Source organism: Flavobacterium sp. MAHUQ-57 (assembly GCF_051908335.1).
Classification (GTDB): Bacteria; Bacteroidota; Bacteroidia; order Flavobacteriales; family Flavobacteriaceae; genus Flavobacterium.
Genome location: NZ_JBPZTE010000007.1, coordinates 723,133 through 737,560, shown reverse-complemented (window position 1 = coordinate 737,560; position 14,428 = coordinate 723,133). Strand labels below are relative to the sequence as shown.

The following is a 14,428-nucleotide window of genomic DNA, read 5'->3' as shown; positions in this document are numbered from 1 at the left end:
GCAAACTTAAAAAAAATGGAAGAAAGACACGAACTACTTTGGTTTTATTTTGAACAGCTGTAAATAAAGGCCGGTGGTAGATTTAAAAAGGTGAAATTGATGCTGACTTCCGAAAAATAGGATTCCAGTTTCTTCTTGGCATTCAAAGAATACTGAAATTGAATATATTTCCCATTTTCCGATAAAGCATTATCGGAATTGGTCAGAATGTTATGTACAACCGCATCCGGAATCATAGCAAACGGCAGCGACGAAATAATGTAGTCGGCCGAAGCAAAATGATGTTGCTCTAAATAGTCCTGAATTTTTTCGGCACTGTCATTAATTAAAATCAATCGGGGATCCTCTATTTTCTGCAATTCTTCAATGAAGGACGGGTTGATTTCAAAAGACAATAACTTCGCATCGGGTTTCATTCTTTCCAAAAGCTTGTGTGTGAATACACCTGTTCCGGGACCAAACTCCACAATACAGTCGGCTGAAGCAAAGTCAATCGGCTCCAGCATTTTTTTAGCTAAAAAAGAGGAACTAGGCGACAATGCGCCTATAGTTCCTGTAGATTTTAAAACTTCGGATATAAATTTTTTCTTGCTCACCGATGGTTATTTATTCATTTCGGCGAAATATTTGTAAAACAATGGAATGGTTTCAATTCCTTTCAGATAATTGAAAACTCCAAAATGCTCGTTAGGAGAGTGTATCGCATCACTATCTAACCCAAAGCCCATCATAATGGTTTTTGATTTTAATTCTTTTTCAAACAAAGCCACAATAGGAATACTTCCTCCAGAACGTACCGGAATCGGTTCAACACCAAATGTATCAGCATACGCTTTGGCAGCTGCCTGATAACCAATACTGTCAATTGGAGTTACATAACCTTGTCCACCGTGGTGTGGTGTTACTTTTACTGTAACGGCCTTCGGTGCAATGCTTTCAAAGTGTTTTTGGAACAATTCGGTAATTTCTTCCCAGTCTTGATTCGGAACCAATCGCATCGAAATTTTAGCAAACGCTTTGCTGGCAATTACCGTTTTGGCGCCTTCTCCGGTATATCCACCCCAAATTCCGTTCACATCCAATGTAGGTCGGATCGAATTTCTTTCGTTAGTAGTGTAACCAGCTTCGCCAAATTCTTCTGCAATGGCCAAAGCATTGTTGTAGGCTTCCTGGCTGAACGGGCGCTTAGCCATTTGTGCTCTTTCTTCAGCAGATAATTCTGCTACTTTATCATAAAATCCTGGAATGGTGATATGGTTGTTTTCATCATGCAATGAGGCAATCATTTTAGTCAATACGTTGATTGGATTCGCAACAGCACCACCATACAATCCAGAGTGTAAATCACGATTCGGACCGGTTACTTCTACTTCAACATAACTCAATCCTCTCAATCCTGTAGTAATCGAAGGTTGTTGGTTGGAAATCATTCCGGTATCGGAAATCAAAATCACGTCATTCGCTAACTTCGCTTGGTTTCTTTCTACGAACCAACCTAAACTTTTCGAGCCCACTTCTTCCTCGCCTTCAATCATGAATTTCACGTTGCAAGGCAAGCAGTTATTCTGGATCATATATTCAAAAGCCTTCACGTGCATGTACATCTGACCTTTGTCATCACAAGCACCGCGGGCAAAAATCGCTCCTTCAGGATGTAACTCGGTAGTTTTGATCACCGGTTCAAAAGGAGGTGACGTCCACAATTCCATAGGATCAGCAGGTTGCACGTCATAATGACCATACACCAATACCGTAGGAAGGGCTTTGTCAATTATTTTTTCTCCGTAAACAATAGGGTAACCAGGTGTTTCACATAATTCTACAAAATCGCATCCTGCATTTTCCAAACTGGCTTTTACAGCATTAGCGGTATCAATTACATCTTGTGCATAAGCGCTGTCGGCACTTACAGAAGGGATTTTCAATAAATCGATTAATTCATTCAAAAAACGTTCCTTGTTATTCTGAACGTATTGCTTTATGTTTTCCATTGTTGTTTAAAAATAGTAGAAGCCAAATATACGAATTGAAATTCCAATTCCTGAATTCCGAAATCCAAAATAACACATATTTAATTTTTTCTTTGATTTTTGATTTTAGAATTTGGAATTTAAAAATAATGTGTATATTTGCACCCACAAACGCCAGTACAGAGAGTGTTTCACAAAAATACTTGGTACTACAAACCCTGCGGGTGTGGCGAAATTGGTAGACGTGCCAGACTTAGGATCTGGTGCCGCAAGGCGTGTAGGTTCGAGTCCTATCACCCGCACAAAAAGCCCTTCAGCAATGAAGGGCTTTTTTTATGGTTTGACCGAGTGAATAATATATTGGTTTTCTTTTTTTTATTGATTGCGGTGTGCATTTGTTATGGATTGTTCTTTTCGTACTCTTTCTCTAATTTATTTTTCTTTATAAAAGCAGTAATGCCAAGAAAGGAAAAGAGTAATGAACCCAAAAAAACGAATAGTCTTTCGGCATAATTAGTTATCTCTTCTATTTCAAATGTATATCTGATATTGTTATTGACTATCTCAACTATTTTAGAATTGGCTTTTTTTTCAATGATTGCGTTTTTTGTAATTTTATCACTATTGTTCTCCTTGACTAAATTGATTCGGTAACTTAGATCATTTGTTAATTTAATTACCTTATAACTTTTGAAATAAGTTTGGGTAATTGGAAGTGAAACAGTATCAATAATTACCTGTCTTTTAATTTCGTCTGTAATGAATCTTTCGTTTTCTCTTTTTTCAGATTGGTAAGGATCAGAATTACAGACAATAATTTGGCCAATTGTCATAATGACCAAAATAATTGAGATATAGTAGACTAGGTATTTAAAATTGATCTTGCCGTTCTCTTTGGATCGTAAAAACTCAAACAAATCAGTATAGTATTTTTGAGGTTTGATATCGTACATTTTTTAAAGAATAACTGTTAACTTCAATAGGGCATATCTTGCTTAATTTCATGGATGTAATTTTGACATCCATTTTTTACTTAAGTTCAAAACTATCCATGATAGCTTCAATTTCTGCCTTTCTTTCGGCAAATACTTGGGTTTGTGACACACTTCGTAGGGTGTAAATAATGTTGCCCTGTACAAAAAAGTATTCATAAGTGGTAATGCCATCGGTTTCAGAGGTGGCCTCAGTAAAATTCCTCTGGTGTATCTTGGTTTTTCTTTTTTTTAATTTCTTGCCTCTTTCATTGAATTCAATCATGCCGTCAACTCCCATTCCAAATAGTGAACAATCGAATACGCTCAGTGATAGGATAGGGAAATTGAATTCTTTTTGCTCTCCAAAATTACTGATGACAAATACAATATGCCCTAATGATCCTTTTTTCTCTCCTTTTTTTAAGCTTAAATCAGAAGGATACATAATAAAACAGTCTTCATCTTCGTATCGGGTAAGTTGGGTTGCTTCCTGTGAATTGGCAGGAACTGATAAGCCAATTAGAAGAAGTAGAAACCGTATAATTTTCATTTTTTGATAATGTGCTTTGTTGTATTCCATTTAGGGTGGTGTTATAATAGCAAGTACTTCATTCTTTTCTGGTTTTTTAATTCCTTCGAGTTGATAGTGGTATATTCTTTTCTTTTGTCTTTCGATAGTGTTGTTTTCTGCTTGTTTTCGTTTTTCCAGCGTTGAAAAATGAAGGTAGGAATTCAAAACAGTTTCGTTGTCAAACGGATTTTCGAGATTCGGAAATTCAATAATTCTGTTGGTAACAATCCAAACGGCATTGCTTTTTTGGGATTGTAATAGGGTACCGGTAGCCAAACCTTCATTGGGATTTTCTAAAAAAACGACAATTCCAAAATGTGCAATGTGAAAGGATTCGCAAACTTTTACGGCTACTATTTTTTTCATGAAATACTACTAGTTTATCTAGCGATCAATTTTGTGTTAGTGTCTCAGATATCAAATATAGAAAAATTACGCCGTTCAATTTTCAACCTTACTATTATTGAATAGGGAGCTAGGGAGTCGACTTTTGGAGTAACTTTTTAAAAAGTAAGTCAATGCCAAAAGAAGTGAGAATTGTCAGTAAAAGTATTTCGTTATAATGAATAGCATTAGAATGATAGAGTAAAAAACCATTTTTATACATCGGATTGGTAACGGTTAGTCGGATATATTCGCTTTCCAAATAGCAAAAGAAACAATAGGTGGCCATCATGCTTATGCAATGCAGAAGGGCGAATTGAAGAAGTGTTACAGTGGATAGCTTTCTAAAAAACAGAAAAAAACCAATCGGAATCAACGTGGAAATGAAGGCCACGTCGGTCGGAAAGATCCAAAACTCTTTCCCGCCATAATAATCAATTTTAAATCGTGAAAAATACAGAATTGTTTTTCGGGTTAAGAAGCGATAATCGGGCTCTAATAGTACTCCAATTGTGAAAATGGATAGTGTCAATGCAATTAGAGCCAAGGAACGAATAGTTGTTTTCTTCATTTTTTTAATATAATTCGATAGTGCAAAGCTGTTTTTGGTAAGATGTCATTACTAGTACAGCTGTTATTGCTTTATGGTATTGATGTAGTTCAAATACACTCTTTTTATGGCATTAAAATCTTTGGTTTTTCCTTCTTCGAATAGGATATGTTTTAGTTCCTCTATTTTGATTTTATCAACATATTTATTTTGGATAATTGGTTTTCCTTTTTTGGTAAAAAGATGATCAATAAGATATAAGGTGCCTTTTTTATTCGGGGTAACATCAATTTCATGGAGTGCCGAGGAGCAAGGATTCCGGGTCTCTATCCAATTATTGTATTCGTTTGTTACTTCTCTTTTATTTAGTAAAAATCGAATGAATGGCAATTCCTGCACGTACAAACGATCTAGTCCTTTACTGTAATCTAAGGAGTCTTTTTTGAAAGTAGCTTTGTCCACTTTCCAGCATGTTGATGTAAATTGGTTATAAGGCTCCTGATTGACATAGTTTTTGGTGAGTAAAGCTAATAGCGCATTAAATTCTTTTTCATTCTCATTTTTGTACCTGCAGGATGTTAAAAATAGAAGGTATAATGAGAAGTAAAATGGGAATGCTTTTTTCATTAATGGAATAACTTATTTTAATTATTTTCTTTGCTATACGCTATATAAAGTAACGCGCTGCACAAAATCTGACTTTGTCGAATCTTTGATTTTCCGACTTTGAACTACATGCCAAAGTAAAAAGCTTATGGTCTCTTTTTATTAGCCATCCCGCTTTCACAAATGTCATACAATTCTTGTAGTCTTTTTTGATCATCAACCATCCCGTTTCCACATTCTTGCTCTACATGGTATTTTTTTGACTTATTCAGATAGAGTGTAGCCGATGCATAATTCTCTTCTTTTATGAATATTCGGGCCAGATTTAAACAGATAGCATTTCGTTCCGAAGTCTCCAGGCTTTTCGTATAAGGGAAAATAGGATCCGGGCTATCCAGAACTTTTAAAAAATAGGTTTTCGCGAATCCAAAATCATTATGTCGGAAATAAAATCGGGCAATGTTTAAATTGATGCTGTTTAAAAGTTTTGTCCGGGAAAAATCAGGAAACAATTCATCATAGATTGCATGAATGGTATCAACCAGTTTTTGATGCGCTTCTTCCGGATGATTGCTTTTTAATCCTTCTTCAAATGGAGTGTAGTCTAAATTGTCAACAACAACGAATGCATTATAGCCTTGTTCCTGTAGAGAAAGTGCTTCTAAATCCTGAGCACTCACTAATTGTGAAAAACAAAAAATAAATACAGTGAGAAATGGTAATTGCATAAGTTACTTTTTGGATAGTGCCGATTAATACTAACGGTTACAAATGTACTGAAGTTTGATAATGAAACATAGTTTTATCATATACTAAGGTTTGTTTAAGTAATCGCGCTGTTAACAATTCAACTATCGGATAATCCAACAGTCTTTTCCCTCCCGCACAACAAAGCATCCCGTTTCAGGTTGGCCCTTAATTGCTGTACCGTGCTGAGGGCCTCGAAGTCAAGTATCCTATAAGTTATACTTCATCAATATAAGTCCAGGGAATCCCAAATTACAATCTCAAAATCCCGACTTTGAATCACATACCAAAGCAAACTGACGAATAATTAGTGCTTATTCTATAGGATCACTTTTAATACTTTACCCCAAAAAATCAGGCGCATACGTTCGAACACCGTATTTCAGATCCATTGCTTTCAAAAAGGCTTTCCGTTCTTCCGTTAATTCCGGAATGGGTAAAACGGTACCGGGCGCAACAGGAGTGCCTATTTCCTCAAATAAATTTTCCAGACCAGCCGGAACAACAGTACAAAGTAATCGGGCATATGTTTCTGAAGTATTCTTAAAACAATGTACTCCGCCACCCAATGGAATATTCACAAAACCATTTTGACTCACAACCTGCATACCGGCTTCCGTTTTGAAAGTGACTTCTCCTTCCAGGATATAAAACATTTCCTGAATCGCCGGATGTTCATGAGGTGGTGGCCCTCCACCGGGAGGAACCCTCATTTCAATAACCGCATAGTTGCCATTGGTAGCCGCTCCTGATATAACAACTCGGTAGTTACCACCGGCAATGGCGAATAACGGACCTTCATTCTGATTGACAATACTAATAGTGGAATCCATAAAGTAATGCGTTAGTGGGTTACTGTAAATATACGATAGTTGATCTAATGCTCATCACCATAAAAGAAACCGAGCTCCTTAGCCAATTCCTTGATCTTTTTCTTTCCGGTTTTGGTAAAACCTACGGCATAATAGAAACCGCCGTTATCAAAGGTGATTTTTTTATGGTTCATAGCCGGAATGTCCTCTGATGGAATCAGATAATTGCAGCCGAAACAAATGTCAGCTTTGAAAACCACTTTTTTGCCATCATAAAAAACCACAGCCATGTGCGGATTAAAACAGGCTGCCGTTCCTTCTCCATACGTTTTCTTGTCGGTCAAAAAACCAATTACCTGGGCTACCTGCTTCTGATTCAGACTTTTTTGTTTCAATACAACCGGTGTAAAATGACCGTCTTGTGTCGTAATACTTCCAAATGGCTCTTCATTCCCTTCATAATCATACGCAATCACTTTGTTGTATTTCAAATTCTTGAAAGGAAGTGCTGTGGTACTGCATTTTGTAACTGAGGGAGCACTGTCAACATAGTCCGATAATTGTTTGGGTTGTAAATATTTTCTCCAGTCTCTTTTGTATTGAGCCAATTCGTTTTCTTGGGCGTGTAAGCTAAAACATGCCAGTAGGCTGAATGTCAAACAGCGTAAAACGGCTTTGGTATAAATTTTCATCTTTGTGTGTTATTTGAGGTAGGGGAATTTTGTTTCCAGCCATTTTTTTTGGACGGATATCAAATATAGGAAATTGCCACCAAAATATGATAGAGCGGATTTACTTCGTGTATTCGTTTCGCTCGGGTGTAACTCGATAGCGCGGATTTGTAATCCGTGCTTATTCAACTCCAGACGCATACCGTTTTTCTTTTCCATTTCCCGTTTGTATTCTTGTAAAGAATAGAGCGACCACCATTTATTGTGTTTACGTCAATCAGGAAGGTTTTCTTGTCTTTCGAAAATACTGGCAAACTAAAGGAATGATAATAGGTATCACCATAGTGTTGTAGGTAATTTTTTAAAAAGCTCTCTCTGGGATTTGTACTGTTTTTATCAATAAATGAGTCGATGGTTTTTCTGGACAATAGTCTTTTTGAGGGTATGGAGTCTTGATGTAATGTAAAATGCTCACGAGCTGAAATTTGCTCCTTGATGGCAGCAATATCTTCTGTGGTAAAGTACCGCTCAAGTTCAAAACCAGGATTTTCATATACAAAACTGGGAGTTTGTAAAACATCAATGATGTAATAATCCTCGGTTCCTTCGAGTTTTTCTGTAGCGCTCATATCTTCCAGTTGCATGTTGACTACCCGGTAAATATCCTGATCAGTCACTTCTTCAGTCACTCTTTTTTCGGTAGGGGTACAGCTCATCAAAAGCAAACAGCAGAAAATAGAGATAAGAAGTGGTTTCATGGTGATAGAATTAAGTAAAATACACAAAAAAGCATTTTTTATCGAGTTGGATTAGCCTTTTTCATTAATTAATTTTAGAAATTTTTTAAGTAATGGTAATGACCAAGAATTTAAATCAGACTCAATGCATTTTGATGATAGTTCATATTCCTTGCCATTCCGCGTAAAATTAACAATAATTAAGTTGGAATGGAAACAAACATATTCTTCTTCTTTAGGCTTTAATCGGAAAGCTTTGTCTAGTTCGTCAATTAATGAGTTGTATTCTTTGCCGCTGATTTTGAAACGGGTGTTTTCCTTTAATCGGGTTATTTTATCATTATCGTGGGGATCAACTCTTTCAACATTTTTGTAGACCAATGTAGAATCATTATCAACTTCAAATCGCACATCGATGCGGTCGGCCTTTATTCCTCCCGCTGTGAAGTAAAGAAACGTGACCTTTTTATTGTCAATTTGTGCAGTACTAAGGCAGCTAAAAAGAAGGATTAAATAAGATATGTTTTTCATGTGGTTACTTTTTTTGTTATTCGGGGTGGATTGTATAAATGATGATTGAACCGAATTACACCCAAACGCAGCGAAGTTAAGAAGTAGTTCTTAAATACAACTAATTTTATCTCCTAACAATCAACCCTGTCAGCGGTTTCAAACCCTGACTGGGTTAATCACCAACAGGATGTGTTCCAACAATCTCAAAACCCTAACTTTGAACCACAAATAATCAACAGTAACGTTTAATGGATTCCCGCCTGCGCGGGAAAGACAGTTTCCAAAAAACATTTTTAACATTTTTTGGAATTTTGAGCTTGGAATTTTGAGCTTGGAATTTGGAATTTGGAATTTGGAATTTTCTTCAGTTAAAGTAGTATCAAAGTAGTATCAAAGTAGTATCAAAGTAGTATCAAAGTAGTATCAAAGTAGTATCAAAGTAGTATCAAAGTAGTATCAAAGTAGTATCAAAGTAGTATTGGATCATTAGACAATTGGATTTTTAGACTTCTTAGATTTTGGAATTTGGTGCGAACCCTGTCAGCGGTTCCTAACCCTGACAGCAGTTAATAAGTAATCCTTCAATGGCTCAGTTTTATAACCTCTTTCAATCTTTCCGTCAAAACGTACTCATAACTCATAACTTATAATTCATAATTCCAAACAAAACCTTAAATTTGCATTCAAATTTTACAAAAATGTACAGAAGTCATAACTGTGGAGAATTAACCGCTTCACATATCAATACAGAAGTTACCCTTGCTGGTTGGGTACAAAAATCACGTGATAAAGGATTTATGGTGTGGGTCGATCTACGCGACCGTTACGGTATCACTCAATTGATTTTTGATGAAAACCGTACCGATAAAGCCGTTTTCGAATTGGCTAAAACACTTGGTCGTGAATTCGTAATCCAAGTGAAGGGAACCGTGATCGAACGAGAATCCAAAAACCCGAATATGCCTACCGGTGACATCGAAATATTGGTGTCTGAACTTGTAGTGCTCAATTCGGCAATCACACCACCATTCACTATCGAAGATGAAACCGACGGTGGGGAAGATATCCGTATGAAATACCGTTACTTGGATATCCGTAGAAATCCAGTAAAAAACAGTTTATTGTTCCGTCATAAAGTGGCTATGGAGGTGCGTAACTTCCTTTCAAATCAAGGCTTCTGTGAAGTGGAAACACCTTATTTGATCAAATCCACTCCGGAAGGAGCACGCGATTTCGTCGTGCCTTCTCGTATGAATCCGGGACAGTTTTATGCATTGCCACAATCGCCACAAACCTTCAAACAGTTATTGATGGTGGGAGGAATGGACAAATACTTCCAAATCGTGAAGTGTTTCCGTGATGAAGATTTGCGTGCCGACCGCCAGCCGGAATTCACTCAAATCGACTGTGAAATGGCTTTCGTAGAACAAGAAGATATTTTGAATGTTTTCGAAAGTTTAACACGTCACTTATTAAAAGAAATCAAAGGAATCGAAGTCGATAAATTCCCAAGAATGACGTACGATCATGCCATGAAAACCTATGGTAACGATAAACCGGATATCCGCTTTGGTATGGAGTTCGGTGAGTTGAACGCCGTAGCGCAACATAAAGATTTCGGTGTATTCAATTCAGCCGAATTGGTTGTGGGTATCGCTGTTCCAGGCGGTGCTGCATACACCCGTAAAGAAATAGATGCTTTAATTGACTGGGTAAAACGCCCTCAAGTGGGTGCATCCGGAATGGTGTACTGTAAATTGGAAGCAGATGGTAGTTTGAAATCGTCTGTCGATAAATTCTACGATCAAGAGGATCTAAAGAAATGGGCGGAAGTAACCGGAGCAAAACAAGGAGATATTATCTTCGTATTGTCAGGGCCTGCGCACAAAACCAGAACGCAATTAAGTGCGTTACGTATGGAAGTAGCTACGCGTTTAGGATTGAGAAAACCAGACGAATTCGCACCGCTATGGGTAGTCGATTTCCCATTGTTGGAGTTCGACGAAGAAAGCGGACGCTATCACGCAATGCACCACCCGTTCACTTCTCCTAAACCGGAAGATTTACATTTAATCACAACCGATCCAGGAAATATCAGAGCCAATGCCTACGATATGGTATTAAACGGTAACGAAATCGGTGGAGGTTCCATCCGTATCCACGATAAAGATTTACAAGCTAGAATGTTCGAATTGTTAGGGTTCTCTCAAGAAGAAGCCGAAAACCAATTCGGATTCCTAATGAATGCCTTCCAATTCGGAGCACCACCACACGGAGGTTTGGCATTCGGGTTAGACCGTTTGGTGGCTATCTTAGGTGGTCAGGAAACGATCCGCGACTTCATCGCATTCCCTAAAAACAACTCCGGACGCGACGTTATGATCGATGCGCCTTCGGTAATTGATAACAAACAATTAGATGAATTGGCTATCAAGCTAAACGTACAATAGATAGAGTGGGCTTCGGCCCACTTTTTTGTTTTACTGAGAGTTAAAAAAATTACAACAGTGCTTGAAAAAAAATAAAGAAAACTTTTTTGTCTCAATAAAAAGTATATCTTTGATTTATTATTAATTTATTTTTTTCAAAAAATGCGCACAGGCAAAGTTAAATTTTTCGTTGAGTCTAAAGGTTTTGGATTCATCACTGATGATGAAACAGGTTCAGACATCTTCGTTCACGTTACTGGTACAAACGGTAAAGAATTAAAAGAAGGTGACAAAGTTTCTTACACAGAAGAAGACGGTAGAAAAGGTAAAGTAGCTACTAACGTAGTAGTAGTTGGCTAAATATATATAGTATTTTTAGATTACCAGAATGAAGGTTACACCGCTCCCAAAAGGAGCGGTTTTTTATTTTATTCTGATTTGATTTTGGTTTTTAGGAGCTTTTCCTGCTGTACACTCTATCTTTTTTGCCATTTAGCAAAGCAAAAAAAGGATGCCGTTCCCATCAGGGCTAGGGCCTTCTCTTTTTAAAGAAGTCTTTCATCAATGCCGAACACTCGTTTTCCATGACTCCGGTCACCACCTCGGTCTTGGGATGCAATTTGCCTCCCATAGCACGGTAGCCTCTGTGATCATCGGCAGCACCATACACAATTTTGCTTATCTGACTCCAGTACAAAGCACCGGCACACATCTGACAAGGTTCTAGGGTAACATACAACGTACAGCCTTTCAGGTATTTTCCTCCCAAAAAGTTCGCCGATGCCGTTATCGCCTGCATCTCAGCATGGGCCGTCACATCATTCAGCACTTCGGTTAAATTATGACTGCGGGCAATTACTCGGTTATCTACCACAATTACCGCTCCCACAGGGATTTCTCCACGCTCAAATGCCGCTTCAGCCTCCTGCAAGGCTTTCTTCATGAAATACTCGTCCGTAAAAATGTTTTCCATAACAGCAAATGTACAATATTGGAACAATTATTGCTTACTTTTAAACCAATTGACCACACTATGAAAGACACCATCAAATTCTCCGTACCCAAACCCTGCCACGAAGACTGGAATGCAATGACTCCCGACCAGAAAGGACGCTTCTGCGCCGCCTGCTCCAAAACTGTTGTGGATTTTACCAGCCTGGATTATTCTCAGGTACAGGAATATTTATCGGAGAACAAAGGATCTAGAATTTGTGGTCGCTTCACGAATGAACAGTTAAGTCCCGAGTTTAAACTTACCGTGCCGCAATCGGTATTGTACCAAAAAAGAAGTTTTCACAAAGCTTTTTTACTGGCACTCTTTGTTACAATGGGTACTACGTTGTTCAGTTGTAAAAACTTCAATAATCAAACCTTAGGGGAGGTTTCTGTTATAGAGGACAGTATTTCTGTTCAAAAGGATACTGGTGAACAAGCCTATGAAGTTGGTGAAGTTGCTCCTGATTCATCTGTAAAAGGCAAGGTGCTTCCTGAGCCTCCCAAAGCTAAAATAGATGAAGTAAAGTTCGTTAAACCGGCTCCGGAAAATGGACATGGTTTCCGCAGTGGGGTAGTGGGTATAGTTGTCGCTGAGCCATTAACACCAGAAATTGACACCACTTCTGCCGGTACTTTAAAGCAGGATAATTAATTTAAAAGAACTAAATTTGCTTTCAATGAAAGGCAAATTATTACATTCCATAAATTCTCCCTCTGATTTAAAACAAGTAGAACAATCGCAACTGCCTGTATTAGCTCAGGAGCTACGTGACTTTATCATTGATGTGATTTCTCAAAAGGAAGGACATCTAGGTGCTAGTCTCGGTGTAATCGAACTGACTATAGCACTGCATTATGTGTTCAATACACCCATTGATCAACTGGTCTGGGATGTCGGGCACCAGGCGTATGGGCATAAGATTCTCACCGGTAGGAGGGATGTATTTCATACCAACAGGGATTTGGACGGTATTTCAGGCTTCCCTAAACGTTCAGAGAGTGAATATGATACTTTTGGAGTTGGGCATTCGTCTACATCCATTTCTGCAGTATTGGGAATGGCATTGGCTTCTAATTTGAAAGGGGAGAAAGAAAAACAACATATAGCCGTTATCGGTGATGCTTCTATCGCCTCAGGAATGGCTTTCGAAGCATTGAATCATGCCGGTGTAACCAATGCCAATATGCTGATTATTTTAAACGATAACGCTATCGGTATTGATCCTAGTGTTGGTGCTTTAAAAGAATACCTGACGTCCTTCAAGGAAGGAGAACTCCACGAAGAGAATAATATTTTCAAAGCGTTAAACTTTAATTATACCGGTCCAATTGACGGCCATGATTTAGAGGCTTTAATCGCAGAACTTAACCGACTGAAAACTATCAAAGGACCAAAGTTCCTACATATCATCACTACCAAAGGGAAAGGACTCCAACTGGCGGAAGAGAATCAGGTGAAATACCACGCTCCCGGTAAGTTTGACCCGGAAACCGGTAAGATATACCCTAAAGAAGAAGAAGGCCTGCCTCCTAAGTTTCAGGATGTCTTCGGACATACACTAGTAGAATTGGCAAAACAAAACGATAAGATTATTGGGGTTACTCCAGCAATGCCTTCTGGTTCTTCCATGAAGTTCATGATGGAAGCTTTTCCCGAAAGAGCCATAGATGTGGGTATCGCCGAACAACACGCCGTAACTCTGGCTGCCGGAATGGCAACACAGGGAATGACGGTGTTCTGTAATGTGTATTCTACTTTTTTACAGCGCGCCTACGATCAGGTAATTCATGATGTAGCACTGCAGAAGTTACCAGTAGTCTTCTGTCTCGACAGGGCAGGATTTGTTGGGGAAGATGGCGCTACACATCACGGATTGTTTGACTTGGCGTATTTGAGCTGCATCCCTAACATGATAATTTTCGCCCCACTGAATGAATTGGAATTGCGAAACATAATGTATACCGCCCAATTAGGATTGGAACTTCCTATAGCAATACGTTATCCTAGAGGGCGCGGCTTCCTTGAAAACTGGCAACTGTCTATGGAAGAAATTGCGATAGGAAAGGGATATTGTTTGAAAGAAGGAGATGAGGTGGCTGTTTTATCAACGGGTACTATCGGTAATAATGTAATCAACGCTTTAAATAATGTGGAGAACCCATCTCAATTTTCGCACTATCATTTTCCTTTTGTGAAACCGTTGGATATTGCATTGCTGCATACTATCGGTAAAAAATACAAATACATTGTAACTGTGGAAGAAGGAACGGTAAATGGTGGCTTCGGTTGCTTGGTGTCGTCCTTTTATTTGGAGAATAACTATGCCATCCCAATCAAGAAACTAGGTGCTCCCGATGAATTTATCGAACAAGGTACTGTGTCTCAATTGCATAAAATATCAGGTATTGATAGTCAAAGTTTGATGCACTATTTTAATAGTATAGTATAAAAAAACTCCGCCGATTGG

17 protein-coding genes and 1 tRNA gene are annotated in these 14,428 nt (G+C 38.2%); 5 read left to right on the top strand and 13 right to left on the bottom strand.

Features of this window, described 5'->3' with window-relative positions; all coding sequences use genetic code 11:
- Window positions 1–44 precede the first annotated feature (44 nt).
- Together ACS8MM_RS11390 and ACS8MM_RS11385 are read right to left on the bottom strand one after the other, a co-directional pair.
- Window positions 45–596, bottom strand: a complete 552-nt coding sequence (locus ACS8MM_RS11390; protein ID WP_379716901.1) for a class I SAM-dependent methyltransferase — start codon at window positions 594–596, stop codon at window positions 45–47.
- 6 nt (window positions 597–602) lie between these two features.
- Entirely contained in the window at window positions 603–1,991 is a 1,389-nt protein-coding gene (locus ACS8MM_RS11385) for a dipeptidase (RefSeq protein WP_379716898.1), read from the bottom strand.
- A gap of 199 nt (window positions 1,992–2,190) precedes the next feature.
- Between ACS8MM_RS11385 and ACS8MM_RS11380 the strand changes: the two genes are divergently transcribed.
- A tRNA-Leu gene (locus ACS8MM_RS11380) sits at window positions 2,191–2,272 on the top strand.
- Window positions 2,273–2,368: 96 nt separating this feature from the next.
- Here ACS8MM_RS11380 and ACS8MM_RS11375 read toward each other — a convergent pair.
- From ACS8MM_RS11375 to ACS8MM_RS11330, 10 genes are all read right to left on the bottom strand, one after another.
- The gene (locus tag ACS8MM_RS11375; protein WP_379716895.1) at window positions 2,369–2,923 is read right to left on the bottom strand and encodes a hypothetical protein; all 555 of its coding nucleotides are present in this window, start codon (window positions 2,921–2,923) and stop codon (window positions 2,369–2,371) included.
- A gap of 76 nt (window positions 2,924–2,999) precedes the next feature.
- Complete coding sequence (locus ACS8MM_RS11370; RefSeq protein ID WP_379716892.1) at window positions 3,000–3,494, bottom strand: hypothetical protein; 495 nt, start codon at window positions 3,492–3,494, stop codon at window positions 3,000–3,002.
- A 30-nt stretch (window positions 3,495–3,524) separates the two neighbouring features.
- The gene (locus ACS8MM_RS11365) at window positions 3,525–3,881 is read right to left on the bottom strand and encodes a hypothetical protein (RefSeq protein ID WP_379716889.1); all 357 of its coding nucleotides are present in this window, start codon (window positions 3,879–3,881) and stop codon (window positions 3,525–3,527) included.
- A gap of 109 nt (window positions 3,882–3,990) precedes the next feature.
- Window positions 3,991–4,470, bottom strand: a complete 480-nt coding sequence (locus tag ACS8MM_RS11360; RefSeq protein ID WP_379716887.1) for a hypothetical protein — start codon at window positions 4,468–4,470, stop codon at window positions 3,991–3,993.
- A gap of 63 nt (window positions 4,471–4,533) precedes the next feature.
- Window positions 4,534–5,076: a hypothetical protein gene (locus ACS8MM_RS11355; RefSeq protein ID WP_379716884.1), complete on the bottom strand. Its 543-nt coding sequence runs from the start codon at window positions 5,074–5,076 to the stop codon at window positions 4,534–4,536.
- 125 nt (window positions 5,077–5,201) lie between these two features.
- Complete coding sequence (locus ACS8MM_RS11350; protein ID WP_379716881.1) at window positions 5,202–5,783, bottom strand: hypothetical protein; 582 nt, start codon at window positions 5,781–5,783, stop codon at window positions 5,202–5,204.
- 360 nt (window positions 5,784–6,143) lie between these two features.
- Complete coding sequence (locus ACS8MM_RS11345) at window positions 6,144–6,635, bottom strand: cupin domain-containing protein (RefSeq protein WP_379716878.1); 492 nt, start codon at window positions 6,633–6,635, stop codon at window positions 6,144–6,146.
- Window positions 6,636–6,679: 44 nt separating this feature from the next.
- Complete coding sequence (locus ACS8MM_RS11340; protein WP_379716875.1) at window positions 6,680–7,306, bottom strand: hypothetical protein; 627 nt, start codon at window positions 7,304–7,306, stop codon at window positions 6,680–6,682.
- Window positions 7,307–7,470: 164 nt separating this feature from the next.
- Window positions 7,471–8,043: a hypothetical protein gene (locus ACS8MM_RS11335; RefSeq protein ID WP_379716872.1), complete on the bottom strand. Its 573-nt coding sequence runs from the start codon at window positions 8,041–8,043 to the stop codon at window positions 7,471–7,473.
- 51 nt (window positions 8,044–8,094) lie between these two features.
- Window positions 8,095–8,553, bottom strand: a complete 459-nt coding sequence (locus ACS8MM_RS11330) for a hypothetical protein (protein WP_379716869.1) — start codon at window positions 8,551–8,553, stop codon at window positions 8,095–8,097.
- Window positions 8,554–9,233: 680 nt separating this feature from the next.
- Between ACS8MM_RS11330 and aspS the strand changes: the two genes are divergently transcribed.
- Complete coding sequence (aspS, locus tag ACS8MM_RS11325) at window positions 9,234–10,985, top strand: aspartate--tRNA ligase (protein ID WP_379716866.1); 1,752 nt, start codon at window positions 9,234–9,236, stop codon at window positions 10,983–10,985.
- A gap of 141 nt (window positions 10,986–11,126) precedes the next feature.
- The gene (locus ACS8MM_RS11320; RefSeq protein ID WP_379716863.1) at window positions 11,127–11,324 is read left to right on the top strand and encodes a cold-shock protein; all 198 of its coding nucleotides are present in this window, start codon (window positions 11,127–11,129) and stop codon (window positions 11,322–11,324) included.
- 169 nt (window positions 11,325–11,493) lie between these two features.
- Here ACS8MM_RS11320 and ACS8MM_RS11315 read toward each other — a convergent pair whose 3' ends face one another.
- Window positions 11,494–11,937: a nucleoside deaminase gene (locus ACS8MM_RS11315; RefSeq protein ID WP_379716860.1), complete on the bottom strand. Its 444-nt coding sequence runs from the start codon at window positions 11,935–11,937 to the stop codon at window positions 11,494–11,496.
- 30 nt (window positions 11,938–11,967) lie between these two features.
- Here ACS8MM_RS11315 and ACS8MM_RS11310 point away from each other — a divergent pair, with 30 nt between their 5' ends.
- The gene (locus ACS8MM_RS11310; protein WP_379716857.1) at window positions 11,968–12,612 is read left to right on the top strand and encodes a hypothetical protein; all 645 of its coding nucleotides are present in this window, start codon (window positions 11,968–11,970) and stop codon (window positions 12,610–12,612) included.
- Window positions 12,613–12,637: 25 nt separating this feature from the next.
- Window positions 12,638–14,410, top strand: coding sequence for a 1-deoxy-D-xylulose-5-phosphate synthase (locus ACS8MM_RS11305; RefSeq protein ID WP_379716854.1), 1,773 nt, complete (start codon window positions 12,638–12,640; stop codon window positions 14,408–14,410).
- Window positions 14,411–14,428 lie beyond the last annotated feature (18 nt).